The following is a 25,860-nucleotide window of genomic DNA, read 5'->3' as shown; positions in this document are numbered from 1 at the left end:
AGCCCATCAAGAGCATGGCGAAAGGCCTTACCACTTCTGTGTCGCGGACACCGACTGACGCCACCGGGAGTAGGCATAAACCGTCAGACGGCGGTGTAACCTCCGTCGACCAGGTAGTAGCCGCCTGTCATGAAGGAAGCCTCTTCTGACAACAGGAAGCAAACGAGGTGGGAGACTTCCTCCGCGGTACCTAGGCGGTTGAGGGCGTGTTTGCCCTCAGGACCTGCAGGACCTCAGGACTAAGACTGCTTTCGACGAGCGGTGTCCGGATGTAGCCGGGGCCGACGGAGTTGATCCGTAGTCCCTGCGGGCCGTACTCGGCCGCAGCATTCTTGGTAATCCCCACGACGCCATGTTTGGCAGCGGTGTAGGCGCCGTTGCCGAGGGCAGCGACTGTGCCGTGGATGGAGGCCATGTTCACAATCGAACATCTCGTTGCGCCGGCCTCAAGCATCCGGGGGATCTGGTACCGCATCCCGTACAGGACGCCATTGAGGTTGACGCCAATGACCTTGTCCCATTCGTCGAGGTCCGTTTCACCGGCCGGCGCCTGCTTGCCGCCAATGCCGGCGTTGTTCACCGCCAAGTGCAGTGCCCCGAATGTATCCACGGCGTGGCGGACCACCATTTCGGCGTCCTCCTTGCTGGCAGTATCCTGCCTTACCGCCGAGGCGGTTCCGCCGCCGTCGGATATTTCCTGGCCAACGCGCTGCGCCGCCTCAAGGTTAATATCAGTGACGACGACGCTGGCTCCTTTGGCAGCCAACTCCTTGCTGATTGCTTCGCCGATGCCGGAGCCGCCTCCGGTGACAATGGCGACTTTGCCGGTGAACTGTGCCATATTGACTTCCTCTCAGTCGCCGCGGCGTTCGCGACAATTCCGATGGTTGAGGCTGTGATCCACGCTACAGCCTGGAGTTGGAAGCCAGCCTATTGCCCTGCCGTCGCGTCGCCCCCGGGGAGAGTCGTCCCCCCATGTGGCGGGGCCAGGACCGGCCGCGGGACCTCGATGGGGCCCTGATCGAGTCGGAACGGCGGGTACTCGTCACGCATCAGCGAAGTGTAGGCGAGGACCCGGTAAATCCAGCGGTTGATCCCGAGTATCAGGTCGAACAGCGGGCGCTGGTACCCGCCAGTGAAGAGCAATGCCACCACGGCAATCAAGACAAGCAGCCCCAACAGGGAAAGCCCTGTTCCACGTTCGTAAGTAGTCCCCAAGTCAACGGTATCCGCTTGCCACGTCCAGGTGGTACCGGCGAGCGCGGCGACGACGAGCAGATGCGGGATTGCAAGGAGCCACCATTTGACCAGGACCAGCCCGCGGGAGAGCCGTTCGGGGTAGTCCACTTCGAAGTCGGCAGGATAGTTCGTGCGGGCGAGGGTGAAGGGCGGGTAGAGGTCCGTGCCTGCGGCGGCGTAGGCGTAGAAGGCGACCCTCCAGTTCCACCGCAGAACCCCCACATTGAAATTGAACAACCGCCGCGGGTAGCGGCCGGTAAACAGGATGGCGAACCCTGCAAAGATCGTGGTCACGAGGAACGCGAACCAGAGGAAGACCAGCACGATGAAATGCGGAACGGCCAGGAACCATTTCACCAGCCACATCCAGCGCGACATGGCGGGGTCAAGTTCGCCGATGAGCCGTGCCGGGTAGGGTGTCCGGTCCGCTGGCTCCGCCGGGCGGGGGAGGGCCGGCTGAGCTGCTCCCGGCGTTGCCGGAACTCCCACCGTGGTGCCGGGCAGTGCCCCGCCCGGTCCACCGGAGGGCGGTCCCGCATGCCGTCCGAGTCCGGCGGCTCCCAGAATGAGCAAAGGAATCCCGATCACCAGTGCAACGGCTCCGCCCACGAGCAGGCCCGTGGCTGCCGGCCAAATCAGCTCGGACCGGAACCCGGCCTGCACCTCTGAGTCGACGCCGAGGCTGGCATCGGCATTCATGATGACAATTGCCCAGCTGCCGGCGGCAAGATCCCAGGTAAGCTCCTGCTCTCCGGCACCCGACGCGGATGCGGTCCAGAACGTTTGATCTCCCGGCGGTGACGGTGCAGTGGTACCCGGAATGTCACGGTACTCCGCCCGGAAGGGCCGGCCGTCCACCTCAAGCAGCTCCGAGTGATGCACGCCCGCAAGGTACCGCTCGACGTCGGCCTGGGAAGCGATGCCGATGAAGATCTCCTTGCCGGCCTCCGCGGAGGAGGCCCGCAGCCTGAGCGTACCGATGTCGAAGGGCAGGCGTGGCGGAATGCCCTCGCCGACGGCGTCAAGCCGGGGCGTCGTCAGAGCATGCGAGCCAACGGAAAGGCGGGCAGTGCCTGACGTCAGGAATCCGTCGCCTTGGGCAGAGCCCACCACGGACGCCACGGCTCCTCCCGCCAGTACCGTCAAGCCAAAGAGCGAAATGAGGATCCCCAGGATGAGCATTATCACTGCAGCGGTCTTTTTCACGATGCTGTCCCGCCTCTCTGCGGGGCCGTCCAGTCTCAACGGCGCCTGTTTACTTTGATACCCGCGAACTGCCCGGAGTCCGCGGGGAGGCCGCCCAGCGTAGGGACAGTGTGCTCCGGATGGGGCGGCTTGTCGATACCTAATTTGAGCCGGTTTCAGGGTGGCCCGGAGGGGTTGAGCAGCCCTGCTGACCCGCCCTGCGCCGCTACTTCCACGCCTGCTGGGAGGAGAGTACGCTGGGGTCACCGTTAGGAAGTGTGCGGCCACCATTGAAGACTGGGTGTGGATATCCCCAGCGTTCCGGAAGTGATGCTTAGTGGTTGCTCGAACCCCTCTGATTGCCGGTTTTCCGCGGTTCGGGGCCCTTGGGGCTGCGGGCCGCATGTAACGGGCAAAGTCTCCTTCAACCGCCGTGCTCCGGCCTGCCGCGCAGCACTCATCACAGACCCATGACTTAACAAAACCAAAGAGGAGTCCCCGTGGACCCTGGGGCCGTTCTAGCGCTGATTGCCGGTTACATTGCAGCCGGAGTTGGTGTTTTCCTGCTGTACTCGCCTGTGCTTGTTCTTGTAGTCGGTTTGTTGCTCACGGCCGGCCTGCTGCAACTCCTGGCCTGGCCCTTCCTTGTCCTGATCCGCAAACTGCGCCATAAGCCCAAGCCGCCGCAGGACGGATCGTGGCTCCTGCAATGATGCGGGAGTTCACACGTCACCCCTTTCGTCAGTATGCTTACTATTATCCGCAAAGCCGCTGAAGAGAAAGGCATCACCATGACGGAACAGAACCTGCCTGACGACGAACTTGAGATCGTCGAGGAGAACGATGTGCTCCTTGACGAGACCCCCGGCGCGGCTTCTTCCTTTGAGTTGGATCCCGTTGTGGGCGGCCAGCCTGACAGCTACCCCGGCGCCGCGGAGAACAACCCTGACCGCTGGCAGGAGGATCCGCTGCTGCAGGACGAAGTCTCCGGCGAGGAGGAGGATTTCCTCAGCGACCAGACACTGCGCGACGACATGAAGGCGACCCGAGATGGCGCCGGGGACGAACTCCCGGCAAGCACGCCGACCTTGGGCGAGGCGGTTGCCGATGTCGACTTCGGCGAAGACCCCACCGGCCTGGAAGCGGACGCCAGCGACGACCAGGAAAACTTCGGCGGCTCGCCCCTCAGTGAATTCGACCCGGATGACATGGAGCGCTAGCACCCAACGCCAACGGAGGAAGATGGCAGGGCTTCTGCCCTAGCCGTACATCGAAACTACGCTAAAATGATAAGCAGGCTGATGAATATCGGTTGGCAGGATCAAGACTGAAGGAGTTTCACATGAACTTGGGAAGCATGATCAAGAATGCCGCTGGACGATTCGCAGGCAGGTCCGGCACCGGCGGAACAGTCCGCGGCGCCGGAATGAACGCCACAGGGCGGACGCCCCACACCACAGGCGGCATGGGCGGCCGGCCGGGCACCGGCGGCATGGCCAGCAAAATCATGGGCATGCTCAAGCGGCGCTGACCCGTCACACTGAACCACGAAGCAGGTCCCGGATCATTCCGGAACCTGCTTTTTGGTCCCACTAAAAACCATGCGCGAACTCGTCGTCCTGGGCACCGCCTCGCAGGTTCCCACCCGGACCCGCAACCACAACGGCTACCTGCTTCGCTGGGACGGCCAGGGGCTGCTCTTCGACCCGGGTGAGGGAACCCAGCGGCAGATGATCCTTGCAGGCGTCTCCGCAACCCAGATCACGCGCATCTGCCTCACCCACGTCCACGGAGACCACTGTTTTGGCCTGCCCGGCGTGCTGTCGCGCATGGCGCTGGACGGAGTGGCCCACCCCGTCCACCTGCACTACCCGGCGTCCGGCGCCGAGGTGGTCCGCGCCTTGGTGTCCATCAGCTCGGCCGGGATAGACCTGCGGCTTCATCCGCACGGCGTGAGCGGGACTGTGGCGGAAGGCCTGGAGGTCCGGCCGCTGAAGCACCGCATCGAGACTTACGGCTACCGGCTGGTCGAACCGGATGGCCGCACCCTGCTGCCCGACCGCCTTGCCTCAGCGGGGATCACGGGGGCCGACGTCGGACGCCTCCAGCGCGAGGCCACCCTGGCCGGCGTCCACATCAACGACGTCAGCGTTCCCCGGCCGGGCCAGCGCTTCGCCTTCGTTATGGACACCGCTCCCTGTGCGGGCGCGGAGGACCTGGCGGACGGCGTCGACCTCCTTGTCGCGGAGTCCACCTTCAGTGACGACGACGCCCCGCTCGCCACCCAGTACCGCCACCTCACAGCCGGGCAGGCTGGAGCGTTGGCCGCCGGCGGCGATGTAAACACCCTTGTGCTGACGCACTTTTCGGCAAGGTACGACGACGTCAGCGGCTTGGGTGCGCAGGCCGGCGCCCGCGCCGCCCGGGCAACGGTCATTACGGCACACGACCTGCAAAGGATTGCCTTCCCGAAACGGCGGCGGTGGCACCAGGACCCCATCCTGACGAGCGGGGGCAGGGCGGATGATTGCCAAACCCAACCATGAGGTAGAGAGTGAATTATCCGGTATGCACCCCGGGCCCACCCGCCCACCGTGTTGTGGAGGTCGACAATGAGCAAAACTTCCGAAGAAGTCTTCGACGCTACTCCTGAAGGAAGGGAACCCGAACTTAAACGGGTCCTTGGCCCCAAGCTCCTCCTGCTTTTCATCGTGGGCGACATCCTGGGTGCAGGCGTCTATGCCGTCACGGGAACCATGGCAGGAACCGTGGGCGGCATCGTGTGGCTGCCGTTCCTGCTGGCCTTCGTGGTGGCCACCCTGACGGCCTTCTCCTACCTGGAGCTGGTCACGCAGTATCCGCAGGCCGCCGGTGCCGCCCTTTATACACACAAGGCGTTCGGCATCCACTTCGTCACCTTCCTGGTGGCCTTCGCCGTGGTTTGTTCAGGCATCACCAGCGCCTCCACCTCCGCGAACGTCCTGGCCCAGAACCTGTTCGGCGGGTTCGAGATCAACGGCTGGATGGGGCTTCCCGGGCAGGGTGTCATCACCGCGGTAGCAATGGGCTTTATGCTGCTCCTCGCCGCCATCAACCTCCGCGGCGTGGGGGAGAGTGTGAAGTTCAATGTGGTGCTAACCCTGGTGGAGATGATCGCGCTCTGCATCGTGATCGGCGTCGGCTTCTTTGTGATGTCCCAGGGGACGGGGAACCCCGGGGAGATCTTCGTCTTCAACGACTACCAGGACAAGGGAATGTTCCTCGCGGTCACGGCAGCCACATCCATCGCGTTCTTCGCCATGGTGGGCTTTGAGGACTCCGTGAACATGGTGGAGGAAACCAGGAACCCGGAAAGGATCTTCCCCCGCACCATGCTGACCGGCCTGGGAATAGCCGTGCTCCTGTATATGCTGGTCGCGGTCTCCGTGGTCAGCGTGTTGACGCCCACAGAGCTGGAAAACATTCGGGAAGCCGAGGGTGCGGCCCTCCTTGAAGTAGTGCACAAAGGCTCTCCCGATTTCCCGATCGACAGGATCTTCCCGTTCCTGGCGGTCTTTGCCGTAGCCAATACGGCGCTGATCAACATGCTGATGGCGAGCCGCCTCATTTACGGCATGGCACGCCAACGCGTCCTGCCACCTGCCCTCGGGAAAGTCCTGCTGGTCCGCCGCACGCCGTGGGCAGGCATCCTCTTCTCAACCGTCCTGGCACTGGGACTCATCCTGTACGTGACCAGCGATCCGGAAAGTAACATCGTGGCCAACCTCTCGGGCACCACGGCCTTCCTGCTGCTGTGCGTGTTCACGGTAGTGAACGTGGCGTGTGTGGTGCTGCGGCGCAAGCGGGACCCCAACCGCAAGGTGTTCTTCACCTCCCCGGGGCAGCTGCCCGTGGTGGCCGCCCTGCTGTGCGCTTTCCTGGCCGGGCCTTGGGTGGGCAGGAATCCCATCCAGTACCAGATTGCCGGCGGCCTGATGGCCATCGGCGTTGTGCTCTGGTTCGTCACGTGGCTGATCAACCGGAGAACGAACCAGGGTCAACCTGAGAACAAAGCAAGAGGAAAGGCTTAACAAATGACAGCTGCTGCAGAATCGACGGTCACCTTTGACGGACGCTTCGCCAGGGAACTGTCCGAGCTGGCTGTTCCCTGGCAGGCAGAGGAGGCCCCCGAGCCGAAGCTGCTCATCCTCAACGACGGGCTGGCAAGGGAGCTGGGGCTTGATCCGGAATACCTCCGGTCCCCCGAGGGCGTACGTCTCCTCCTGGGCAATCACGTCCCGGAGGGATCGACGCCGGTTGCGCAGGCGTATGCCGGCCACCAGTTCGGCGGCTACTCGCCACTCCTGGGCGACGGGCGTGCCCTTCTTCTCGGCGAGGTGACCGACGCGGAGGGCAGGCTCCGGGACGTCCACCTGAAAGGTTCGGGCCGCACACCATTTGCCCGCGCCGGGGACGGCCGTGCCGTCGTCGGACCAATGCTGCGGGAATACCTCGTCAGTGAGGCGATGCACGCACTCGGCATCCCCTCAACACGTTCCCTTGCCGTGGTGGGCACCGGCCGCCCCGTACGCCGCGACACGATGCTTCCCGGGGCCGTGCTGACAAGGGTAGCCAGCAGCCACCTGCGCGTGGGCAGCTTCCAGTACGCAAGGGCCACCGAAAACCTGGACCTCCTGCGCCGCCTGGCCGACCATGCCATAAGCCGGCACTACCCTGATGCCGCCAAAGCAGAAAACCCCTACCTCGAGCTCTTCGAACGGGTGGTGGCCGCCCAGGCATCACTGGTGGCGCAGTGGATGCTGGTGGGATTCGTCCACGGCGTGATGAACACGGACAACATGACCATCTCCGGAGAAACCATCGACTACGGGCCCTGCGCTTTCATGGACGCCTTTAATCCTGCCGCGGTCTACAGCTCCATTGACGTCGGCGGGCGTTATGCGTACGCCAACCAGCCGGTCATTGCCGAATGGAACCTGGCCCGACTCGCCGAGGCCATGCTGCCGCTTTTCAACGAGGACCAGGAACAGGCCGTGGCCCCTGCCGTCGAGGCACTCGGCAAGTTCCGCCGCCAATACAGTGACGCATGGTTCTCCGGCATGAAAACCAAACTCGGTGTGGCGGAAGCCCCAGCGGGAACCCCTGAGGCTGAAGAAGCCTCGGAGGTGGTGGACGGGCTGGTGGCACTCTTGAGGGACGGACCAATCGACTACACGTCCTTTCTCCGGAACCTGGCCCACGCGGCAAGGGGAAATGACCGCCCGGCCAGGGGAATGGTCCTTGACCTGGCTGCCTTCGACGCGTGGGCGGAGCGGTGGCGTGCCCTGCAACCCGACGCCGGCATGATGGACCGGGTCAACCCCGCCTACATACCGCGCAATCACCTGGTGGAGGAAGCGCTCGCCGCAGCAACGGAGGGAGACCTTGGTCCTTTCAACCAACTCCTCGACGTGGTCCGTGACCCCTTCCACGAGCGGCCGGGGGTCGAACGCTACACCGAGGGAGCGCCGGAGGACTTCGGCAGCTACCAGACCTTCTGCGGCACCTGAGCACGCACGGCACTGAAGCAGCCACAGTATAAGCAGCCAAGGCACCTGCGGGCCGGCTGCCTGGAGGGCCGGACAACAAAACAGGGCCTGGCAACAACAGGCCCGGACAACAAAACAGGGGCGGCAGCCGGGAACAATCCCGTCTGCCGCCCCTGTTCGGGTGGTGTGACTACGCTACGCGGACGAAGGAAGCGCCGCTGAGCCAGCTGATGGAGTGGACCTCGGTCTTGAAACCGTCCACGCCGCCGCTGACAACCTGGCCGTTGCCGGCGAAGACGCCCACGTGGCCGGCGGTGATCACCAGGTCACCGGGAGCGGGGGTGCCCACAGTGGAGCCGTACTGGTAGAACTGGCCCGGGGCGAGGTCGCCAACGCCCTTGCCCACGGAGCGGAGAGCCTTCTCCACCATGGCGGTGCAGTCCTGCTGGACGCCCAGCTGGCCGTAAGCGGCCGCCAGGATGGCTGCGCCGGTGCCGGTGCCGGCGGCTGCCGGTGCCGGAGCGGGTGCTGCCGGAGCCGGAGCAGGCGTCGTGGAGGCGTAGGACAGGTTCATTCCGGTGTTAGCGGGAGCGGCAGCAACAGCAGCCTTGACGGGAGCCGGAGCAGCAGCCTTGGCGGGAGCCGGAGCAGCTGCAACGGCACCGGCACCGGGGATCTGGATCTGGTCGCCGGGGAAGATGATCGCGTCGATCGCCAGGCCGTTGGCGGACAGAACGTCATTCAGGGCTACACCGTTGGCGGCCGAGATGGCGCCCAGGGTGTCGCCGGAGACGACGGTGTGCACGTTGGCTGCAGCTGTTGCTGCGGGGGCAGCCACTGCAGCAGCAGGTGCTGCATAAGCCTGGGTGTTGGTGGTCTCAGTGGTGTCCGGACCGGTAACGCCTGCGTGGGCCGGGGCGCCTACACCGAAGGCAATGCCGGAAGCTGCGGCTACGGCGAGCGCCGGGCGGCCAAGCGACTTGGCTGAGACAGCCAAGCCCTCGAGCGCGATGGAGCGGGCCGGAGTCGCGCGGTGACGGGCGGTGGTGGAATTTTTTGACACGGTTGATCGCCTCTCCCATGCCTGCGGGGTGAGCTGTCGGGTTCGGGTTGGAGATACCCGGCCGGCAGCGACTCCGCACGGAACGGAGGCGCTATCGACTTAACCCCAAGGCCTCGTAGGAGGCCGCGGAAACTTGGTTCCCCCGTCCCTGCCAGCTGGAAACGATTGAATCCCGGGTCAGTGGCAGGGCTCGGCATACTGACGGGAATGTCCCGTCTGAGAGGGACACCTGAAGACCATAACCTGATTCCGGACCGATTGTCACATTTGGGTAACATACGAGGTGTTCCTATCGTATTTAGCAATCGAATAGACTCATTTGCCGCATCCGGCTGACCACCCGAAATAGGCGCGCCGCACATCTGGCCGTGTTGTTTGTCACAAACTGATAAAGGATCTCGAAAAGTGGCCGCGAACCTTGCCCGGAGGTACCGGACGGAGGAGGATGTTCGGCACCGGCGAGGAGGCATAGTGACCCAGCTAGGCAAGTATGAGAAATACCTGATCGAGGAATTTTTTGACGACTACCGTGCCGGCGCGCTGAGTCAGCGGACCTTCACCCGGCGGGTTGCCTTCATCACCGGCAGCATGGCAGCAGCAGCGGCGGCGATGCTGCTGGTGGGCTGTACGCCCAGTGAGGTACCGCGGAGCACCGACCCCATGCCCACCCCGGAGCCTTCAACATCTTCGGCCGCCGGCACTGCCGGTTCCGGTGCTGTGCCCGGGGCAAAGAGCCCGCTTTCCGTTCCGGAGGGTGCGCCAGGGATGACGACGGCGACCGTACAGTTTTCGTCCGGCGGAACCTCAATCAGTGCCTACCAGGCCAGGCCGGAGCGGGAAGGGCGCAGCCCTGCCGTGCTGATCTGCCATGAAAACCGCGGCCTGACACCCCATATCGAAGATGTGGCCCGCCGCTTCGCGAAAGCGGGCTACGCGGCCCTTGCCCTTGACCTGCTCAGCCGGGAGGGCGGGACTGCAAACATGGACCGCGACGCAGTTCCCGGTGCCCTCACCCAAGCCGGCGCCCCGCGCCACGTTGCCGACTTCGCAGCAGCACTGGAGTATCTCAAAGCCCAGGACTTCGTGGACGGCGGCCGTATCGCCATGACCGGCTACTGCTTCGGCGGCGGCATTACATGGCAGGCGGCCACCGAGCTGGACGGGTTAAAAGCCACCTCGGCGTTTTATGGGCCGGCCCCTGACCTGGCCAAAGTGCCGGACATCAGGGCCGCCGTTTTCGGCGTTTATGCCGAACTTGACCAGCGCATCACGGGCGCGATGCCTGCTCTCAAGGATGCGCTCGCAGCCACTGATGTTGTCCATCAGCTCACTGTCTACCCCGGCGTTGACCATGCCTTCCATAACGACACCGGCGACCGCTACAACGAAGCCCAGGCTACGGCGGCGTGGAACGATACCCTCGCGTGGTTCGGCGAGCACCTCTAGGGCGCGGCATGCGCGCCTGGCGTGCGGAAGGCGGATGTTTCTCCGCTCCATAACGAGAAATGCTGGCCGTCAAAGACGGCTCGCCGTGCGCCGCCTGGAACCACCGGTGGCGAGGAACTGGTCCTGACCCCGCGTAGGCTTTTCCCATGCCCGACTACGAACGGTTCCGTCTCCTGCTCGAGGAGGAACGGGAGCGGAAGGCGGCCCTCCTGCCGGCCCTCCGCGCGGACATCGCCTCCGCAAATTCAGCACGCCAGGACTCCAACGTGGACGACGAGCATGATCCGGAGGGCTCCACCATCGCCTTCGAACTGTCCCAGGCGTCCGCCCTGCTGAAGCAGAGCAGCATTGGGCTCGGCGAGGTGGAGGCGGCCCTGGCCAGGATCGCCGTCGGCACCTATGGGACCTGCGCGGTCTGCGGGGACGCCATCGCCGAAGGCAGGCTGGAGGCACGGCCGTGGACCCCGTTCTGCATCCGGCACGCATCGGCAGGCCGCAGTCAATGAGCAGCGGCGTGGACGTGACTGTTGTTGCCGCCTTCATTGACCGCACGCTGCAGAACGAGGGTGCCTGGTACCGTGCGGACGACGTCGAGGGCCGGCTGGGCGGGCAGCTGGCCTCCTACGGCTCCTCTGTGGGTGCTGTCCGGGGGACCATCCGCGACGCCCTGCGAAAGTACAAGGACTTCGATCACGACGCCGTGGTACAGCTGGCATCCGCCCTGTGGGGTCAGCCCAAGCCCGGCTCCAGGGCAGTCTTCGAGCGCCGGCTCGCCGCCGTTGTGCTGCTCCAATCCAGGGAGTCACTCCTGCGCCATTCGGACCTGACGCGGATTGAGGGCTTCCTGCGCTCTGCCGGCACGAGCGAACTGACCGAACCCCTGCTGGCCGACGTCGTGGCGCCCTTCCTGGCGCGGCTCGGCGGGCGCGACCGGCAACGCGCACATGTTGTCCTCGCCCGATGGCGGACGGACTCTGACAGCCGGCTGCGCAGCGCGGCCGCCTACCTCGCACAGCAACCTGCCCACGAAGCCCCATCACAAGGAGACACCCATGAACGATCCCTATAACCTGGACCGATTTGTTGCCGCGCAGGATGGCGGCGGGACCTATGACCAGGCCCTGGCCGAACTGCAGCTGGGCAGGAAATCCGGCCACTGGATGTGGTTCATCTTTCCGCAGATCGCCGGCCTGGGCCAGAGTGAAATGTCGCAGCGGTACGCCATCAGCTCCCTTGCCGAAGCCCGGGAGTACCTGGACCATCCCGTGCTGGGCCCCCGGCTTCTCGACTGCGCCCTTGCGGTCACCAACCACAAAGGCCGCCCGGCGGAGGACATCCTGGGCGGCATCGACGCGCGGAAGCTGCAGTCGTCCATGACGCTGTTCCTCCGCGCAGCTCCCGGGGAAACCGTCTTCAAAACAGTCCTGGCCCAGTTCTTCGATGGGCAGCCCGATGGCGCTACCGACGAGCTGCTGGCGGGCAAGGGCGAACATTAAGGGCCAACGCTTAAGGGCCGACGGCGGCGCCCTGCGCAATTGCGCAAGGTACCGCCGTCGGGCTCGCGTGGTGTAACTCAACGCTACGGCGAGGGGCTGCCGCCGTTGACGTTCAGCGTTTCCCCGATGACGTAGCTGGACTCCGGCGATGCCAGGAAAACATACGCCGGGGCGAGCTCTGCCGGCTGGCCCGCCCGGCCCAGGGGAGTGGACTGGCCGAACTCCGGCAGTTCCTCCTTGGGCTGGCCGCTGCTGACCTGCAGCGGCGTCCAGATGGGCCCTGGCGCTACGGCGTTGACGCGGATGCCCTTGGGCGCGAGCTGCTGGGCCAGCCCCTTGGTGAAGTTATTGATGCTGCCCTTGGTGGTGGCGTAGTCCAGCAGCGTGGGGGACGGGTTGTAGGCCTGGATGGACGTGGTGTTGATGATGGTTGATCCTGCCGGCATGTGTGGGAGCGCAGCCTTGGTCAGCCAGAACATCGCGTACACATTAGTTTTAAGGGTGTGGTCGAACTGCTCGTCCGTGATGGCGGTCAGCTCCTCCTGCGCCACCTGCTTGCCGGCGTTGTTCACCAGGATGTCCACCCCGCCCAGCACGGCCACTGCGGTATCAACCACTTCACGGCAGACGTTGGGGTCCTTCAGGTCCCCTGGGACCTTCACGGCCTTGCGGCCGGCGGCCTCGATGAGCCCCGCGATGCGGGCTGCGTCCTCTTCCTCCTCCGGCAGGTAGGACAGGACGACGTCGGCCCCCTCGCGGGCGAAGGCAATGGCAGTGGCCGCCCCGATCCCGGAGTCCGCACCCGTCACGATTGCCTTCCTGCCGTCCAGCCGGCCGGTCCCTCGATACGTGTTCTCGCCGAGGTCCGCTTTGGGCTCCAGCTCAGCGTCCAGGCCCGGCTCGGGCTGGTGCTGCTCGGGGGGAGAGATCTTCCCGTACGCGGTCACGGGATCGCGGAAGGTGTACTGGTCTGTCATGGTGGTCCTCCTGTTGGGTAGGGGTGGAACACGGTAAAACTAAGCATGCTTACCGTTCCAAGCCTAGGCACTTCAGCCTGTCCCTGCCAACCCGCATTCCACTAGGGGTTCAGTAGGGTTTCGAGTCCCGGCTTACCTCCACCAACCTGACATCCCTGATGGTTCCCGAGTCCACGACCGCTGTCATGAACGTGCAGGCAGGCTGGCGGCGCCGGTCTGTGGGGGAGCCCGGGTTCAGCAACCGCAGCCCTCCAGGGGAGGTGCTGTCCCACGGGATGTGGCTGTGGCCGAAGACCAGCACGTCGGCGTCCGGATAAAGTGCCTCGCACCGCGCTTCCCGGCCCTTCGCCTGTCCGGTCTCGTGCACCATGGCGAAGCGGACACCCTCGAACGTGGCGGTGGCCGTTTCAGGCAGCCGGCGCCGCAGGTCAGGACCGTCGTTATTGCCGTAGACCCCAATAAGGCGGCTGCTCCGGTCCTCAAGCTGGTCCAACAGTTCAGCCGTCACCCAGTCGCCGGCGTGGAACACCACATCGGCGCTTTCGACGGCGGCCCACAACTGCGCAGGGAGAGCCTTGGCGCGCGTGGGCACATGGGTATCGGCGACCAGGAGAAGGTTCAGCGGCATGGGGAAATCCTGCCATGCCGAGCCGTTTCCGTCGGCGCCTTCCTTTGGCATTGTTCCTCATGGCGGGCAGTCGTAATCTGGGGCTGGAGGTGATAGCCATGGAGGCTGCACAGGGCGACAGGATTATTGTTCACGGAAGGACCGTCGGGTCTACAGACCGGCACGGCGTAATTCTCGAAGTGCGCGGGCAGGGCGGAACGCCGCCCTACCTGGTCCGCTTTGATGACGGCCACGAAACCATCATGTACCCCGGCGGTGATTTCGCCGTCGAACGCGGCAACGTGCACTAGCGCCGCAGGTGATGCGCCGGCTCCGGTCCACCTGTCAGACTGGAGCGATGGATCACTCACTGGCTTCGACGCCGTCCTCCACGCCGCCTGTCCGTACCGGCCCGCGCGATCCCGGTGACGCCTGGGTGGACGGGGAACACGGCCGGTACTGGGGCAGGTTCGGCGCGGCCGGGGTGCTCGCCTTCGACCCTGCCAAGGGAGTGCTCCTGCAGCACCGCGCCATCTGGAGCCACAACGGCGGAACCTGGGGACTGCCCGGCGGGGCGCTCCACAAAGGCGAGGACGCTGTTGTGGGCGCGTTGCGTGAGGCCTTTGAAGAGGCCGCCGTGCCGCCGGAGAGCGTGGACGTGCTCTTCACCTCGGTGCTGGACCTGGGTTACTGGTCCTACACCACGGTGGTGGTACTGGTGACAGAGCCATTTGATCCGGTCATCAGCGACCCCGAGAGCATTGAACTGCTGTGGATTCCGCTGGCTGACGTGGAGAGCAAGGAGCTGCATCCCGGTTTCGCGGCGGCGTGGCCTGACCTGCGGGACCGGCTCGTTTCCGGCGCTTAGCCCAGTACGCCGGTCAGTAGTCCGGGCCGTATTCGGCGTGGACCAGGATGGGCAGGTGGTCCGAGTTGCCGCGCGGGAGGGTCTCCACGCTCGTGATGTCCAGCCCCAACGACGTGGCGAAGTCGAAGTGGCCCTTGAACACCTTGTAGCGGGTGTACGTGCGGCGGTTGCTCAGCGAGAGCGCATACCCCGAGTTCTTCATGTGCACGTGCAGGTTCTTGGTGAAGAACGGGTAGTTGAAATCGCCCACCATCAGCGTCATCAGGCCTTTGCCCATACTCAGGAGTTCGGCATGGGCGGCGTGGATCTGCTTCCGCCGCAGCGAGTTGGAGGCGGTCAGGGGTGCGGCGTGGAAGGAACCGATCACCAGTTCGTGCTGGGTCTCGTTGTCCATCACGCGGGTACCGATGAGCCGTTCGTGGGCCGGTGCCAGCACGCGGTCATGCATGGACTTCTTCAATGCGAACGACTGGGTGTCCAGGGCCGTGAACCGGCTGGTGCGGTAGTAAATGGCCAGCCCGAGCCGGTTTCCCTTGGTGGCGTCCGCGAGGTGAAGCGGGCCCAGGGTCTCCGGCAGGTCGCTGGAATCCACCTCCTGGAGGCAGAGCGCATCAATATCGTGGTTCCGTGCCAGGGCAAGGAGTTCACCGCTTGCCTTGTGCTTGCGGAGGTTGTAGCTGATGACGCGCATGGAACACCTCTTCCGAGGGTTGCTGACAGGACCAGTTCCTGAGTCTACCCAGATGACGGCCCCCAGGCTCCAACATTTCGCCGCGTCGGATGGCAGCTCCTGGCGGCGGTCCCGGAGCAAAACGATAGAGTTATTGGCAATTCACTGACATCTCCTTCGAAGGGCACCCGTTGACTGCTGATCTGCCTGAACTGGCTGAGGGAAACTTCTATTACCGGTCCCTGGGTGATGGCCGTTTCCGCTCCACCATCCACGCCCAGGGCGCCTGGAACGTCCACGAGCAGCACATGGCGCCGGCCTCCGGGCTGATGGCCGACAGCCTCGAACGGCACCAGCCGCGGACGGACATGCGGATGGCCCGGCTCAGCTTCGAGATCCTGGGCCTGATCCCCGGCGGCGAATTCCACATCGAGACCACCACGCTGCGGCCTGGCAGGACCATCGAACTGCTGCAGGCCGAGCTGGTGGCAGGCGGCCGGACAGCGATCCGTGCCACCGCCTGGCGGCTGGTCACCAGTGATACCTCCGAGGTGGCCGCGGTGGAAGACACCGCCATTCCCGGGCCCGACGAATGCAAGCCGTACGACGGAGCGTCAGTATGGCCGGGCGGCTACATCCGCTCCCTTGAGATGCGGGTGGCGGAAGGGCACCGGCCCGGGGCCGGCAAGGTGTGGCTGCGCACGGACCATCCCCTGTCAGACCGCGAAGACAGCGGCGACCTCGCGCGGCTGATGGGGCTGGTGGACACCGCCAACGGCATTGCTGCGCGGGTACCTCCGGGCGCGGACAGCTACGCGTTCCCCAACCTGGACCTGCAGATCCACATGTACCGCCGCCCCGAAGGGGAATGGCTGGGGCTGGACAACGCGGTCTCCTTTGGCGGGGACGGAATCGGCCTCACCTCAACGGTGCTGCACGACCTCCAGGGCCCCTTCGGCAGGGCGGAGCAGATCCTGACCGTGCGCAGGACGTGACGGCTGCGCCGGCGTGACTCCATGCGGGACGTTAAGTCCGGCCCGGGCCGGGTTCAGCCCCGGCCTTGGAAGACAAGCCATCCGGCGAGGGTGGACAGCCCGGTCAGAGCAGCGCCCCAGAGCATGTCCACCACAATCAGCTGCAACGGCCACACCTTGAGTGTTGCCGCGTTGGTCAGGTCGTACGTGGCGTAGGCGAAGGCACCCAGCGCCGCACCGTAGCCCAATGCCGTAAGCCAGCTGCCGCCGTCGATCGCGGGCCGGAGGGCAAAGAACACAATTCCGGCGATGTAAATGACGTAGAAGGCAACCGCGTACCCTAGGTTTGGCTTGTCCGCCAGCAGATCGCCGATGTGGCTCCGGTAGAACGGGTTCATCAGCTTGAGCCAGACGGCGTCAATTACTGCGAATGCTGCGGCGACAACGAGGAATTGCAAGATGACCATAGGGGAGCTTAGCAACATGCATCACGCCGGACCGGGACCCCGCACGCTGACAGTAGTGCGGCAGGAGACGTCGCTGGGCGCCGCCCGTGACCTGGAATTTGGCCTGGAGCTCCTGGCTAAGGCAAGGACGGGGGACATCGGCCCCATGTTGCGGCTGTACCGCCCTGCCCCCACGGTGGCATTCGGGCAGCGGGACACCCGGCTGCCTGGCTTCGAAGCAGCAGCCCAGGCCTGCCGTGACAACGGTTTCGAACCGCTGGTCCGCAGGGCGGGAGGGCGCGCTGCTGCCTACCACCAGGGAACCCTCGTGGTGGACCACATCGAACCGGACGCAGATTCCATTGCAGGATCGAAAAGCCGGTTCGGATATTTTGGTGAGCTGTTCGCTGAAACGCTGCGCAGCATAGGAGTGCACGCGGCCGTGGGTGAGATCCCGGGTGAGTACTGCCCCGGGGAATACAGTGTGCACGGCACGGACCGGACAACCGGCTCCCGGATCAAGCTGGTGGGCACTGCCCAGCGCGTGGTGGCAGGAGGCTGGCTATTCAGCTCCGTCATCGTAGTGGAAAACTCCGCCCCCATCCGCAAGGTCCTCACCGACAGTTACGCAGCATTGGGGCTGGAGTGGGACCCCGCCACGGCCGGAGCCGTCAATGATCTAGTGCCGGGAGTGGACGTCGCAGCGGTGGAGGACGCGCTGCTGGCAACCTATGCGGGCCATGCCACCCTCACGAGCGCTGCCTTCAGCAGCCTGGGGGCATGACCGGGCGGGTATGGCAGGTACACAAAACGGGACCAGCACCGAAATGCTGGTCCCGTTCTGGTTATCACACGCCTCCGACGGCGGGTGCCTGGGCTGCCGGCCCTTTGGCCGGCTTCCCGGCTACGCTGCGAGGCGGTTCTTGACCTCGGCAGCGGAAGGGTTGGTAGCCGCGGTGCCGTCCGGGAACAGGACCGTGGGCACCGTGCGGTTGCCGCCGTTCAGCTGCTCCACCAGTTCTGCCGTACCGTCCACTTCCTCGATGTTGATCTCGGTGTAGCCTATGCCCTGCGCGTCCAGCTGCTTCTTCAGCCGGTTGCAGTAGCCGCACCAGGTGGTGGAAAACATGGTGATGGTGCCGGTTTCGGGGGTGAAGTCCACGGATTTCTCCTACGTGTCGCTTACGGGTTCATTCCTGACAACGGTAACGTGCAGTCCGCTATTCCCGGCAACTGCGCCCCTGGCCGCCCCCGGATGACAGCTCCTGCCGCCGATGGCATGCTGGAGCCATGTGTGGACGCTATGTGATGGCACGTGCCGTGGGGGACCTCCTGGCTGAGTTCGACGCCGAGCTTGAGGAGGAGGTGGCCATCCCGCCGTCGTGGAATGTCGCGCCAACTGATGACGTTCCCATCGTCCTGGAGCGGCTGATCGATGAGGGCCCGGAGCGCAAGCAGGTGCGCCAGCTGCACGTGGCGCGGTGGGGACTGGTTCCCTCCTGGGCGAAGGACCCGGGTATCGGCTCGCGGATGATCAACGCCCGGAGTGAATCGGTGCTGGAGAAGCCCGCGTTCCGGAAGGCCATCCAGTCACGCCGGTGCGCTGTGCCCGCAGACGGTTACTACGAATGGAAGCAGGGACCGGGGAAAGGGAAGCAGCCCTACTACGTACATCCGGGCGAGGGCCGTGGCCTGGTTTTTGCCGGGCTCTATGAGTGGTGGAAGGATCCGGCCTGGCCGGCGGGGGAGCCCGGCGGCTGGATGCTGTCCACGTCAATCCTGACGACTGACACCCCACCACCCGGCAGCGAATCAACTGTCTTCGGCAAGCTGACCGCACTGCATGACCGCGTGCCGCTGCCGATGGACAAGTCCACGATGCAGGCCTGGCTCGACCCGGAGGCCGACGACGCCGCGGGGCTGGTTGACCTGGTGCGGTCGCGGGTCAAGGACGTGGCTTCGGACTGGCACGTGGATTCAGTGGGAAGGGACGTGGGCAACGTCCGCAACAACGGCCCTGAACTGATCCGCCCGGTGGAAGCACTTTTCTAGGCGTTACCCATAGCAGCCCGGATGGCTTTGCCGGCGGGCTAAACGGTGACCGACCCGGCGTCATCCACCGTCCACGTGGGGTTGTACGCCACTTCCCAGCGGAAGCCGTCCGGGTCTGCGAAGTAGCCGCTATAGCCGCCCCACGGCTGGGTGATGGGCTCGGCGATGATGTCCGCTCCCGCTGCGGCAGCTTCTGCCATGACCCGGTCAACGTCTCCTGTGCTGGGGAGGTTGTGGCTGAGCGTGATGCAGGGGACGGGGCCCGGCGCGCCGACACCGGCGTCAGCTTGCATCTGGCGGACGTCCCACAGGGACAGCACCAGGCCATGGTTCACCTGGATGAACACCACGTCCCCCGGAAACTCGCGCTTGACGGGCCAGCCAAGGCCGTCCACATAGAAGGAGCGGGACGCCGGGACGCTGCGGACGCCCAGTGAAATGAAGTCGACTCTGGGTTGCATGGTTCGATACTGTCAGAGGATGGCAACAATTCAAGGGAACGATAGAGACGCCCTGGCCGACAAGGAACAGCTCGCTGCCGTCCGGGTTGCCGTTGACGAGGTGGATGACCAGATTGTCACCCTCATTGCACGCCGGGAGCGGCTGATCCGGATCGCCGGAACGCTCAAGGGCGACGACGCCGAGGTCCGTGCGCCTGGCCGCGTGGAGCGGGTCATCGAGCACGTCCGCTCCGCCGCTGAGAAGAAGGCCATCGATCCGGACATCGTGGAGTCCACCTACCGGGCCATGATCTCAGGGTTCATCGAACTCGAACTCCGGGTCCACAAAGAGAACAGCTGAGCGGTTTCTGCCCAGCTGTTAAAGGTTTTCCTCCACCGGAACTCCGGACTGGAATTCCCGGCCGTCCGCTTCGCTGAAGCCGGTCATCACGTGCCCTTTGCCGAGTCCGTTGATTGCTGCGAGCGGGAAGTGGCCGGTGATGGTGTTGCCGGAATGGGTCACGCCTGAAAGATCGTAGTTCTCTTCCGTGCTCTGTTCGTGGTTAAACGAGAAAAAGGCGATTGCCTCCCCGTTCATGAATTCAATGCCCAGCCGCCGCTGCGAGGAGTAGTCCGGGGTGGCAGCCACAAGCCCCACCACGTAGGCACCGGAACCGGGGATGTTGCCGTCGATGTCGAAGGTGGCCACGAGTGTGGAGTCCTGGGCTTTGATGCTGACCTGCTTGAGGAGTGCGTCATGGGTGCTCATGGACCAATCCTGCTCCCTGCCGATCGGTCCGTCCACCCCCGCCTAGGATTTGTCCTGCCGCTGGCTTAGACTGGAAGCATTCGAACACATATTCGAATTCTTCTTGTTTCTTTGGCCTGTCGGGAGGTTCCCATGGCGATGTTCAGCGAATCCGTGGTTGTTGCCTGCAACCCTGACGGCCAGCCCGTGAGCCTTCAATGGGCAGGACGGTCCTATTCCGTCTGCGCTGAACCGGTGCGCTGGTACGAACGCCGCCAGTGGTGGGCGGAAGAAAGCCGTGCCCCGCTGGGGAGCGGGCCCGGGCTTGTTGACCACGAAATTTGGCGGGTCCAGGTGCTCCCGTCCGCTGCAGGTTCCGGCACGGCCAAGGAGCAGGACGAGGCGCTCACCCTTGACCTCACCCGCCATATCCGCAGCGGCCGCTGGCGGCTCCTGCGCATCCACGACGCCTTGCGCCCACGAACAGCATGAGTTTCACCCATCTCCACGTCTCCACCGCATTCAGTGCCCACTATGGCGTTTCCTGGCCTGATGAACTGGCGCAGGCTGCTGCTGCCGACGGCGCAACCGCGCTCGCCTGCACTGACCGCGACGGCCTGTACGGAACCATCAAGCACCTCAAGGCGTGCATGGCCGCAGGTATTGATCCCATCGTCGGGGTGGACCTGGCGGTGTATGACGACGATGGCGATCACCGCACCCAGCTGGCCGGCCGCGTGGTGGTGCTCGCCCGCGGCAACAACAACGGGGCTGGGTACCGTGCTTTGTGCCGGCTGGTGTCAGATGCCCATGCCCGCACCTCGGGAAAATCCGGCGGAACCATTCCAGTGGCAGTGACCAGGGCAGAGCTTGCCTCCCGCACTCTGGACCCCCAGACCCTCAAACCAGTGCTGATGGTGCTCCTTGGGCCGGACTCCGACGTCGGGCGTGCAATGGGCGGCCGCCGGTACCTGCGCCCGCGGACCCTTTTCAAACAATGGCTCGAGGCCATGCCCCGCGGAACAGTGGTGGCCGAGATCGTTTCCCAGCTCAGCGCACCGGGGGCGCCCCTGAGCACCTCGCATGCCGTCCGGATGCTCAAGCTCGCGGCGGAGCACAACGTTCCGGCAATCCTCAGCAACGCCGTCAGGTACTGCGCGGAGGACGGCGCCGCCACCGCTGACGTGCTGGATTCAGCACGGACCCTGAAATCGCTGCCGGAACTGGCCCAGGAACCACTGCTGCAGCCCAACGGCCAGGGCTGGTTGAAGTCCGCCGCCCACATGCTGCAACTGGGCAAGGAAATCATCGCGGCAGCGGGTTACGGTGCCCAGGACCTTAAACAGCTCATGGCGCAGACCGAGGCGCTCGCCGATCTCTGCAGGATAAACCCCGAAACCGACATGGGCTGGAAGCAGCCAGTGGTGCCGGAGGCTTCTGTCATCGGGATCAGCCAGGACCCGCACGTTGAACTGGTGCAGCGCTGCGAGGCGGGAATCGGGCGGCGGTTCCCGGGAATCCACGGCAGCCGGGAAAAGGAAATGCGGAAACGCCTTGACCATGAACTGGGGATCATCCGGAACCTGGGCTTCTCCTCCTACTTCCTCACCGTCGCCGAAGTTTCACGCATGATCCAGGACATGGGGGTAAGGGCAGCGGCCCGCGGGTCGGGAGCTTCCAGCCTGGTGAACTACCTGATCGATGTCAGCCAGGTAAACCCTCTGCAGCATGACCTGATCTTCGAGCGCTTCCTGTCCCGGGATCGCGCCACCCTGCCGGATATCGATATCGATGTCGAAAGCGCCGAACGGCACAACGTCTACCGGCGCATCTTCGAGCGCTTCGGCGCGGAGCGGGTCACGCTGATGAGCATGCAGAACGGTTACCGGGCAAGAGGTGCAGTGCGGGATGCCGGCATGGCATTGGGAATGGATGATGGCGACATTGGGGACATCGCCAAACAGCTATGGCGGTTTTCCGCCCGGAAGTTCCGCGAGGCGCTGCAGGAAAAGCCGGAACTGAGGGAGTTTGCCGGCCGGGTGGAGCAGCGGGAGACCCACGGCAACCAGCAGCTGGACCTGCTGGTGGACCTGACGGAACGCCTTGACCGGCTGCCGCGGCATATTTCAATGCATCCCTGTGGTGTGATCCTGGGGGACGCAACCCTGCTGGACAGGACACCCGTCCAGCCCAGCGGCCTGGGGCTGCCCATGAGCCAGTTCGACAAACACGATATGGACCCCATGGGCATGCTCAAGCTGGATGTCCTGGGCGTCAGGATGCAAAGCGCCATGGCGTTCGCAGTCCGGGAAATCATCCGGATCCATCCCTCAAAACAGGAAGTGGTGGCTGCCGGGGCCCATCCTGCCGGGCAGGACGGAACCGGCCCGGATTACATTGCAGAAAACGGGCAGATAGACCTCAACGCCATACCGCTGGATGATGAACCCACCTTTGAACTCATCAGGAGCACGTACACCCTCGGTTGCTTCCAGATCGAGTCTCCCGGGCAGCGCGAGCTGATCGGCAAAATGGCGCCGCGGGAGTTCAACGACCTCATCATCGACATTTCGCTTTTCCGCCCCGGGCCCATGAAGTCGGACATGGTCCGGCCCTTCCTGGAACACCGGCACGGTTTCGCCCCCGAGGTGTACCCCCACCCGGACCTGAAACCTGTGCTGGCGGAAACCCATGGGGTGACCGTTTTCCATGAGCAGATCCTAAAAACGTTCAACGTGATGACCGGCTGCGGCCTGGCCCGGGCAGACGAATTCCGGCGTGCACTGGGCAATGAAGTGCTGGAGTTGGGTGTTGAGGAGTTCTTCCGCAGGGAAGCCCGGAAGAAAGGCTATTCGCCGGAGGTAGTGGACAACGTCTGGGGGACCCTGAAGGCTTTTGGCAGCTTCGGCTTCTGCAAGGCCCACGGTGCGGCTTTCGCCGTGCCCACCTACCAGTCGGCCTGGTTGAAGGCGCACCATCCCGAAGCCTTCCTGGCCGGACTCTGGGAACACGATCCCGGCATGTACCCCAAAAGATTGCTGGTGGCCGAAGCCAGGAGGCTGGGCATTCCCATCCTTCCCCTGGATATCAACCGCAGCAAGGGCGAATACAGGGTGGAGCGGGTCCGGCAGGGGCCCGATGCGGGAAAACTGGGAATCAGGCTGAGCCTGAACGGTATCTATGGGCTGTCTGCCACAGAATTGAAGAGGATTGTGGCAGGCCAGCCTTATGACTCCCTTGCAGACCTCCGTGCGCGCTCGCGGCTTAGCAAGCCCAGTATCAAACGCCTGGCCCAGCTTGGTGCTTTTGATTCCCTGCACCGCGAGGCGGGCGGGGTGGCGAATCGGGCAGACCTGGTCCAGCACCTGCAGCAGCTTCAGAACTCAGGCAGTACGCGGAAAGGCGTCGAGGTTCTCGAGGGGCAGCTGTCCCTGCCCCTGGGAGATGTGGAACTGCGCAACGTCAAGCCCGGCCTCCCTGAACCTACCCTGATCGAAAACGTACGGGCGGAGCTGGATTTGATGGCGGTGGACGTCAGCAGCCACCTGATGGACAGCCACCGGCCAATGCTGGACAGATTGGGAGTGACGACGGCAGACAAGCTCCTGGGCTTACGCAACGGAACTGAAGTACTGGTGGCCGGAGTGAGGGTAGCCACCCAGACGCCTCCCATGCGCGGCGGCAGGAGGGTGGTGTTCATCAGCATTGACGACGGCACCGGCTGTATTGATTCTGTCTTCTTCCACGAAGCCCAGGAAAACGCCGGCCTGCTCCTGTTCGGGACCAGGCTGCTGCTGATTCGCGGCACCACACGCAGGACAGGCCCGCGGGGAATCAGCCTGAGCGCAAGCATGGCCTGGGACCTGAGCCGTACTGAAACCCTGCCATTTCCACCTTCGGACACCGGTGCACCGGACGGCCCTCACCCCCTGGATGGAATCAACCGGAGTCTGGCCATCACGGGATTTAACGGCTGAGCCTGCCGTGCGCCGCGTTGGTCGGCCCTTTGCTGAACCGATAGCATTGACGATGGCTGGCTGTGGTCCCCGTACGCCACAAGCTATGAAGCCTTAACTTTGAATAGGAGACACCCGTGTCAGATGCCCAGCAGATCACCCTTCTCGTCGATGGCGAAGAGACCAAGGTGACTACCGGGACAACCGGTGCGGAACTCTTCTTTGAGCGCCGTGATGTTGTTGTTGCCCGCGTCAACGGCGAACTGAAGGACCTTGACCAGGAACTTCCGGAAGGTGCCGACGTCGAAGGCGTCACCATCGATTCCCCCGACGGACTGAATGTGCTCCGCCACTCCACCGCCCACGTGATGGCCCAGGCAGTCCAGCAACTGCGCCCCGATGCCAAGCTGGGCATCGGCCCGTACATCGCCGACGGTTTCTACTTCGATTTTGACGTGGCCGAGCCCTTCACCCCCGAGGACCTCAAAACCCTCGAAAAAATGATGCTCAAGATCGTCAACCAGAACCAGAAGTTCGTCCGGCGTGTGGTCTCCGAAGACGAGGCCCGCGAAGCCATGAAAAACGAGCCCTACAAGCTCGAACTCCTGGGCAAGAAAAACGAAGCCGCCGAAGCCGGTGAAGGCGTCAACGTCGAGGTGGGCGCCGGCGACATCACCATCTATGACAACGTTGAGCGCAAGGAAGGCACCACCGTCTGGTGCGATCTCTGCCGCGGTCCGCACCTGCCCAACACCAAGATGATTTCTAACGCCTTCGCCCTCACCCGCTCATCCTCCGCATACTGGCTGGGAAACCAGAAAAACCAGCAACTGCAGCGGATCTACGGCACGGCCTGGCCCACCAAGGACGCGCTGAAGGCCTACCAGGAACGGCTGGCAGAGGCCGAACGCCGCGACCACCGCAAGCTGGGCTCTGAGCTGGACCTGTTCTCCTTCCCGGACGAGCTCGGTTCCGGCCTGCCGGTGTTCCACCCCAAGGGCGGCATCATCCGCAAGGAGATGGAGGACTACTCGCGGCAGCGCCACGTTGAAGCCGGCTACGAGTTCGTCTACACGCCGCACATCACCAAGGGCCACCTGTACGAGGTCTCGGGCCACCTGGACTGGTACAAAGAAGGCATGTTCCCGGCGATGCGCGTCGATGAAGAGCTCAACGCCGACGGCTCCATCCGCAAGCCGGCGCAGGACTACTACCTGAAGCCGATGAACTGCCCCATGCACAACCTCATCTTCCGGTCCCGCGGACGCTCCTACCGTGAGCTGCCCCTGCGCCTGTTCGAATTTGGCTCGGTCTACCGGTACGAGAAGTCCGGCGTGGTGCACGGCCTCACCCGCGTGCGCGGCATGACACAGGACGACGCCCACATTTACTGCACCCGCGAGCAGATGAAGGACGAACTCACCAAGACGTTGACCTTCGTCCTGGACCTGCTCAAGGACTACGGGCTCAACGACTTCTACCTGGAACTGTCCACCAAAGACCCGGAAAAGTACGTCGGTGACGACGCCACCTGGGAGGAAGCCACCCGGACCCTCGCCGAAGTGGCACAGGAATCAGGTCTTGAACTCGTACCGGATCCGGGTGGAGCTGCCTTCTACGGCCCCAAGATCTCCGTCCAGGCAAAGGACGCTCTGGGCCGCACCTGGCAGATGTCCACCATTCAGCTGGACTTCAACCTGCCCGAACGGTTCGAACTCGAGTTCCAGGCCGCCGACGGCAGCCGCCAGCGTCCCGTTATGATCCACCGTGCGCTTTTCGGGTCGGTGGAGCGGTTCATGGGCGTGCTGACCGAGCACTACGCCGGCGCCTTCCCGGCGTGGCTCGCCCCGGTCCAGGTGGTGGGCATCCCGGTGGCGGAGACGTTTAACGAGTACATGTTCGACGTCGTTGATCAGCTTAAGGCCGCCGGCATCCGGGCCGAGGTGGATACGTCGTCGGACAGGTTCCCGAAGAAGATCCGCACTGCCAGCAAGGACAAGATCCCGTTTGTGCTGATCGCCGGCGGCGACGACGCCGAGGCAGGCGCAGTGTCGTTCCGGTTCCGTGACGGCAGCCAGGACAACGGCGTGCCCGTGGCAGAGGCAGTCAAGCGGATCACGGAAGCCGTCCGTAACCGGACCAGCTAGCGGAAACGGAACAGCACC

Annotated in this window: 28 protein-coding genes, 1 pseudogene and 1 riboswitch; of the genes and pseudogenes, 19 read left to right on the top strand and 10 right to left on the bottom strand. The window is 64.3% G+C overall.

Going from position 1 to position 25,860, the window contains the following annotated elements:
• Positions 1 to 83 precede the first annotated feature (83 nt).
• Together AC5RUQ_RS19120 and AC5RUQ_RS19115 are read right to left on the bottom strand one after the other, a co-directional pair.
• Positions 84 to 841: pseudogene (locus tag AC5RUQ_RS19120) on the bottom strand (SDR family NAD(P)-dependent oxidoreductase).
• An 89-nt stretch (positions 842 to 930) separates the two neighbouring features.
• Positions 931 to 2,445, bottom strand: a complete 1,515-nt coding sequence (locus AC5RUQ_RS19115) for a DUF4389 domain-containing protein (RefSeq protein ID WP_493948870.1) — start codon at positions 2,443 to 2,445, stop codon at positions 931 to 933.
• A 479-nt stretch (positions 2,446 to 2,924) separates the two neighbouring features.
• On the opposite strand from AC5RUQ_RS19115, the gene AC5RUQ_RS19110 reads away from it, so the two are divergent.
• The 6 genes from AC5RUQ_RS19110 (at position 2,925) to AC5RUQ_RS19085 (ending at position 7,973) form a co-directional block, all read left to right on the top strand.
• On the top strand, positions 2,925 to 3,137 hold the full coding sequence (locus AC5RUQ_RS19110; protein WP_430225519.1) for a hypothetical protein: 213 nt from the start codon (positions 2,925 to 2,927) through the stop codon (positions 3,135 to 3,137).
• Between the two features lie 78 nt (positions 3,138 to 3,215).
• Entirely contained in the window at positions 3,216 to 3,644 is a 429-nt protein-coding gene (locus AC5RUQ_RS19105; protein WP_493948869.1) for a hypothetical protein, read from the top strand.
• A 122-nt stretch (positions 3,645 to 3,766) separates the two neighbouring features.
• Positions 3,767 to 3,955, top strand: coding sequence for a hypothetical protein (locus AC5RUQ_RS19100; protein ID WP_493948868.1), 189 nt, complete (start codon positions 3,767 to 3,769; stop codon positions 3,953 to 3,955).
• A gap of 70 nt (positions 3,956 to 4,025) precedes the next feature.
• Positions 4,026 to 4,970 carry a ribonuclease Z gene (locus AC5RUQ_RS19095; protein ID WP_493948867.1) on the top strand — a complete coding sequence of 315 codons (945 nt, stop codon included), beginning with the start codon at positions 4,026 to 4,028 and terminating at the stop codon, positions 4,968 to 4,970.
• 66 nt (positions 4,971 to 5,036) lie between these two features.
• Complete coding sequence (locus AC5RUQ_RS19090; protein ID WP_493948866.1) at positions 5,037 to 6,494, top strand: APC family permease; 1,458 nt, start codon at positions 5,037 to 5,039, stop codon at positions 6,492 to 6,494.
• Positions 6,495 to 6,497: 3 nt separating this feature from the next.
• Positions 6,498 to 7,973, top strand: coding sequence for a protein adenylyltransferase SelO (locus AC5RUQ_RS19085; protein WP_493948865.1), 1,476 nt, complete (start codon positions 6,498 to 6,500; stop codon positions 7,971 to 7,973).
• Between the two features lie 169 nt (positions 7,974 to 8,142).
• Here AC5RUQ_RS19085 and AC5RUQ_RS19080 read toward each other — a convergent pair whose 3' ends face one another.
• Entirely contained in the window at positions 8,143 to 9,015 is an 873-nt protein-coding gene (locus AC5RUQ_RS19080; protein WP_493948864.1) for a LysM peptidoglycan-binding domain-containing protein, read from the bottom strand.
• A gap of 3 nt (positions 9,016 to 9,018) precedes the next feature.
• Positions 9,019 to 9,182, bottom strand: a riboswitch (cyclic di-AMP (ydaO/yuaA leader).
• 304 nt (positions 9,183 to 9,486) lie between these two features.
• On the opposite strand from AC5RUQ_RS19080, the gene AC5RUQ_RS19075 reads away from it, so the two are divergent.
• From AC5RUQ_RS19075 to AC5RUQ_RS19060, 4 genes are all read left to right on the top strand, one after another.
• Positions 9,487 to 10,461, top strand: a complete 975-nt coding sequence (locus AC5RUQ_RS19075) for a dienelactone hydrolase family protein (RefSeq protein ID WP_493948863.1) — start codon at positions 9,487 to 9,489, stop codon at positions 10,459 to 10,461.
• Positions 10,462 to 10,607: 146 nt separating this feature from the next.
• On the top strand, positions 10,608 to 10,967 hold the full coding sequence (locus tag AC5RUQ_RS19070) for a TraR/DksA family transcriptional regulator (protein ID WP_493948862.1): 360 nt from the start codon (positions 10,608 to 10,610) through the stop codon (positions 10,965 to 10,967).
• The gene (locus AC5RUQ_RS19065) at positions 10,964 to 11,530 is read left to right on the top strand and encodes a DNA alkylation repair protein (protein ID WP_493948861.1); all 567 of its coding nucleotides are present in this window, start codon (positions 10,964 to 10,966) and stop codon (positions 11,528 to 11,530) included. Before AC5RUQ_RS19070 ends, AC5RUQ_RS19065 begins: the two co-directional genes overlap by 4 nt.
• A complete protein-coding gene (locus AC5RUQ_RS19060; RefSeq protein ID WP_493948860.1) occupies positions 11,514 to 11,957 on the top strand; it encodes a DUF1810 domain-containing protein in 444 nt (147 codons plus the stop codon). Before AC5RUQ_RS19065 ends, AC5RUQ_RS19060 begins: the two co-directional genes overlap by 17 nt.
• A gap of 83 nt (positions 11,958 to 12,040) precedes the next feature.
• On the opposite strand, the gene AC5RUQ_RS19055 is transcribed toward AC5RUQ_RS19060, so the two are convergent.
• Together AC5RUQ_RS19055 and AC5RUQ_RS19050 are read right to left on the bottom strand one after the other, a co-directional pair.
• Positions 12,041 to 12,934, bottom strand: coding sequence for a glucose 1-dehydrogenase (locus AC5RUQ_RS19055; protein ID WP_493948859.1), 894 nt, complete (start codon positions 12,932 to 12,934; stop codon positions 12,041 to 12,043).
• Positions 12,935 to 13,043: 109 nt separating this feature from the next.
• Positions 13,044 to 13,562, bottom strand: a complete 519-nt coding sequence (locus AC5RUQ_RS19050) for a metallophosphoesterase family protein (RefSeq protein ID WP_493948858.1) — start codon at positions 13,560 to 13,562, stop codon at positions 13,044 to 13,046.
• A 98-nt stretch (positions 13,563 to 13,660) separates the two neighbouring features.
• Here AC5RUQ_RS19050 and AC5RUQ_RS19045 point away from each other — a divergent pair, with 98 nt between their 5' ends.
• Both AC5RUQ_RS19045 and AC5RUQ_RS19040 read left to right on the top strand, forming a co-directional pair.
• The gene (locus AC5RUQ_RS19045) at positions 13,661 to 13,852 is read left to right on the top strand and encodes a DUF1918 domain-containing protein (protein ID WP_493948857.1); all 192 of its coding nucleotides are present in this window, start codon (positions 13,661 to 13,663) and stop codon (positions 13,850 to 13,852) included.
• A 47-nt stretch (positions 13,853 to 13,899) separates the two neighbouring features.
• Complete coding sequence (locus tag AC5RUQ_RS19040; RefSeq protein ID WP_493948856.1) at positions 13,900 to 14,409, top strand: NUDIX domain-containing protein; 510 nt, start codon at positions 13,900 to 13,902, stop codon at positions 14,407 to 14,409.
• A 13-nt stretch (positions 14,410 to 14,422) separates the two neighbouring features.
• Here AC5RUQ_RS19040 and AC5RUQ_RS19035 read toward each other — a convergent pair whose 3' ends face one another.
• Complete coding sequence (locus tag AC5RUQ_RS19035) at positions 14,423 to 15,100, bottom strand: endonuclease/exonuclease/phosphatase family protein (RefSeq protein ID WP_163163987.1); 678 nt, start codon at positions 15,098 to 15,100, stop codon at positions 14,423 to 14,425.
• 170 nt (positions 15,101 to 15,270) lie between these two features.
• Here AC5RUQ_RS19035 and AC5RUQ_RS19030 point away from each other — a divergent pair, with 170 nt between their 5' ends.
• A complete protein-coding gene (locus AC5RUQ_RS19030) occupies positions 15,271 to 16,074 on the top strand; it encodes a thioesterase family protein (protein ID WP_493948855.1) in 804 nt (267 codons plus the stop codon).
• A gap of 53 nt (positions 16,075 to 16,127) precedes the next feature.
• Here AC5RUQ_RS19030 and AC5RUQ_RS19025 read toward each other — a convergent pair whose 3' ends face one another.
• The gene (locus AC5RUQ_RS19025; protein WP_493948854.1) at positions 16,128 to 16,520 is read right to left on the bottom strand and encodes a DUF2177 family protein; all 393 of its coding nucleotides are present in this window, start codon (positions 16,518 to 16,520) and stop codon (positions 16,128 to 16,130) included.
• 16 nt (positions 16,521 to 16,536) lie between these two features.
• On the opposite strand from AC5RUQ_RS19025, the gene AC5RUQ_RS19020 reads away from it, so the two are divergent.
• On the top strand, positions 16,537 to 17,283 hold the full coding sequence (locus AC5RUQ_RS19020; protein WP_493948971.1) for a lipoate--protein ligase family protein: 747 nt from the start codon (positions 16,537 to 16,539) through the stop codon (positions 17,281 to 17,283).
• A gap of 120 nt (positions 17,284 to 17,403) precedes the next feature.
• On the opposite strand, the gene AC5RUQ_RS19015 is transcribed toward AC5RUQ_RS19020, so the two are convergent.
• Positions 17,404 to 17,661 (bottom strand): mycoredoxin, encoded by a 258-nt coding sequence (locus AC5RUQ_RS19015; RefSeq protein WP_163163980.1) that lies wholly within the window; start codon positions 17,659 to 17,661, stop codon positions 17,404 to 17,406.
• 128 nt (positions 17,662 to 17,789) lie between these two features.
• Here AC5RUQ_RS19015 and AC5RUQ_RS19010 point away from each other — a divergent pair, with 128 nt between their 5' ends.
• Positions 17,790 to 18,551 (top strand): SOS response-associated peptidase, encoded by a 762-nt coding sequence (locus tag AC5RUQ_RS19010; protein WP_493948853.1) that lies wholly within the window; start codon positions 17,790 to 17,792, stop codon positions 18,549 to 18,551.
• A 38-nt stretch (positions 18,552 to 18,589) separates the two neighbouring features.
• Here AC5RUQ_RS19010 and AC5RUQ_RS19005 read toward each other — a convergent pair whose 3' ends face one another.
• Positions 18,590 to 19,012: a VOC family protein gene (locus tag AC5RUQ_RS19005; RefSeq protein WP_493948852.1), complete on the bottom strand. Its 423-nt coding sequence runs from the start codon at positions 19,010 to 19,012 to the stop codon at positions 18,590 to 18,592.
• A gap of 19 nt (positions 19,013 to 19,031) precedes the next feature.
• Here AC5RUQ_RS19005 and AC5RUQ_RS19000 point away from each other — a divergent pair, with 19 nt between their 5' ends.
• The gene (locus AC5RUQ_RS19000) at positions 19,032 to 19,352 is read left to right on the top strand and encodes a chorismate mutase (protein WP_256248964.1); all 321 of its coding nucleotides are present in this window, start codon (positions 19,032 to 19,034) and stop codon (positions 19,350 to 19,352) included.
• An 18-nt stretch (positions 19,353 to 19,370) separates the two neighbouring features.
• Here AC5RUQ_RS19000 and AC5RUQ_RS18995 read toward each other — a convergent pair whose 3' ends face one another.
• Entirely contained in the window at positions 19,371 to 19,760 is a 390-nt protein-coding gene (locus AC5RUQ_RS18995) for a hypothetical protein (protein ID WP_493948851.1), read from the bottom strand.
• Positions 19,761 to 19,892: 132 nt separating this feature from the next.
• Here AC5RUQ_RS18995 and AC5RUQ_RS18990 point away from each other — a divergent pair, with 132 nt between their 5' ends.
• From AC5RUQ_RS18990 to thrS, 3 genes are all read left to right on the top strand, one after another.
• The gene (locus AC5RUQ_RS18990) at positions 19,893 to 20,231 is read left to right on the top strand and encodes a DUF6504 family protein (RefSeq protein ID WP_493948850.1); all 339 of its coding nucleotides are present in this window, start codon (positions 19,893 to 19,895) and stop codon (positions 20,229 to 20,231) included.
• On the top strand, positions 20,228 to 23,716 hold the full coding sequence (locus AC5RUQ_RS18985) for a DNA polymerase III subunit alpha (RefSeq protein WP_493948849.1): 3,489 nt from the start codon (positions 20,228 to 20,230) through the stop codon (positions 23,714 to 23,716). Before AC5RUQ_RS18990 ends, AC5RUQ_RS18985 begins: the two co-directional genes overlap by 4 nt.
• 116 nt (positions 23,717 to 23,832) lie before the next feature.
• Positions 23,833 to 25,842 (top strand): threonine--tRNA ligase, encoded by a 2,010-nt coding sequence (gene thrS / locus AC5RUQ_RS18980; protein ID WP_493948848.1) that lies wholly within the window; start codon positions 23,833 to 23,835, stop codon positions 25,840 to 25,842.
• Positions 25,843 to 25,860 lie beyond the last annotated feature (18 nt).

The organism is Arthrobacter sp. MDT2-3, from assembly GCF_059090465.1.
This window is presented reverse-complemented; position numbering and strand designations above follow the sequence as displayed.

Excerpts from the sequence above, each read along its gene's own strand:
- AC5RUQ_RS19005 (WP_493948852.1), bottom strand. The coding sequence starts at position 19,012 with ATGCAACCCAGAGTCGACTTCATTTCACTGGGCGTCCGCAGCGTCCCG.
- AC5RUQ_RS19105 (WP_493948869.1), top strand. The coding sequence starts at position 3,216 with ATGACGGAACAGAACCTGCCTGACGACGAACTTGAGATCGTCGAGGAG.
- AC5RUQ_RS19000 (WP_256248964.1), top strand. The coding sequence starts at position 19,032 with ATGGCAACAATTCAAGGGAACGATAGAGACGCCCTGGCCGACAAGGAA.
- AC5RUQ_RS18995 (WP_493948851.1), bottom strand. The coding sequence starts at position 19,760 with ATGAGCACCCATGACGCACTCCTCAAGCAGGTCAGCATCAAAGCCCAG.
- AC5RUQ_RS19045 (WP_493948857.1), top strand. The coding sequence starts at position 13,661 with ATGGAGGCTGCACAGGGCGACAGGATTATTGTTCACGGAAGGACCGTC.
- AC5RUQ_RS19100 (WP_493948868.1), top strand. The coding sequence starts at position 3,767 with ATGAACTTGGGAAGCATGATCAAGAATGCCGCTGGACGATTCGCAGGC.
- AC5RUQ_RS19010 (WP_493948853.1), top strand. The coding sequence starts at position 17,790 with ATGTGTGGACGCTATGTGATGGCACGTGCCGTGGGGGACCTCCTGGCT.
- AC5RUQ_RS19020 (WP_493948971.1), top strand. The coding sequence starts at position 16,537 with ATGCATCACGCCGGACCGGGACCCCGCACGCTGACAGTAGTGCGGCAG.
- AC5RUQ_RS18985 (WP_493948849.1), top strand. The coding sequence starts at position 20,228 with ATGAGTTTCACCCATCTCCACGTCTCCACCGCATTCAGTGCCCACTAT.
- AC5RUQ_RS19090 (WP_493948866.1), top strand. The coding sequence starts at position 5,037 with ATGAGCAAAACTTCCGAAGAAGTCTTCGACGCTACTCCTGAAGGAAGG.
- AC5RUQ_RS19070 (WP_493948862.1), top strand. The coding sequence starts at position 10,608 with ATGCCCGACTACGAACGGTTCCGTCTCCTGCTCGAGGAGGAACGGGAG.
- AC5RUQ_RS19095 (WP_493948867.1), top strand. The coding sequence starts at position 4,026 with ATGCGCGAACTCGTCGTCCTGGGCACCGCCTCGCAGGTTCCCACCCGG.
- AC5RUQ_RS19025 (WP_493948854.1), bottom strand. The coding sequence starts at position 16,520 with ATGGTCATCTTGCAATTCCTCGTTGTCGCCGCAGCATTCGCAGTAATT.
- AC5RUQ_RS19040 (WP_493948856.1), top strand. The coding sequence starts at position 13,900 with ATGGATCACTCACTGGCTTCGACGCCGTCCTCCACGCCGCCTGTCCGT.
- AC5RUQ_RS19060 (WP_493948860.1), top strand. The coding sequence starts at position 11,514 with ATGAACGATCCCTATAACCTGGACCGATTTGTTGCCGCGCAGGATGGC.
- AC5RUQ_RS19085 (WP_493948865.1), top strand. The coding sequence starts at position 6,498 with ATGACAGCTGCTGCAGAATCGACGGTCACCTTTGACGGACGCTTCGCC.
- AC5RUQ_RS18990 (WP_493948850.1), top strand. The coding sequence starts at position 19,893 with ATGGCGATGTTCAGCGAATCCGTGGTTGTTGCCTGCAACCCTGACGGC.
- AC5RUQ_RS19050 (WP_493948858.1), bottom strand. The coding sequence starts at position 13,562 with ATGCCGCTGAACCTTCTCCTGGTCGCCGATACCCATGTGCCCACGCGC.
- AC5RUQ_RS19065 (WP_493948861.1), top strand. The coding sequence starts at position 10,964 with ATGAGCAGCGGCGTGGACGTGACTGTTGTTGCCGCCTTCATTGACCGC.
- AC5RUQ_RS19035 (WP_163163987.1), bottom strand. The coding sequence starts at position 15,100 with ATGCGCGTCATCAGCTACAACCTCCGCAAGCACAAGGCAAGCGGTGAA.
- AC5RUQ_RS19055 (WP_493948859.1), bottom strand. The coding sequence starts at position 12,934 with ATGACAGACCAGTACACCTTCCGCGATCCCGTGACCGCGTACGGGAAG.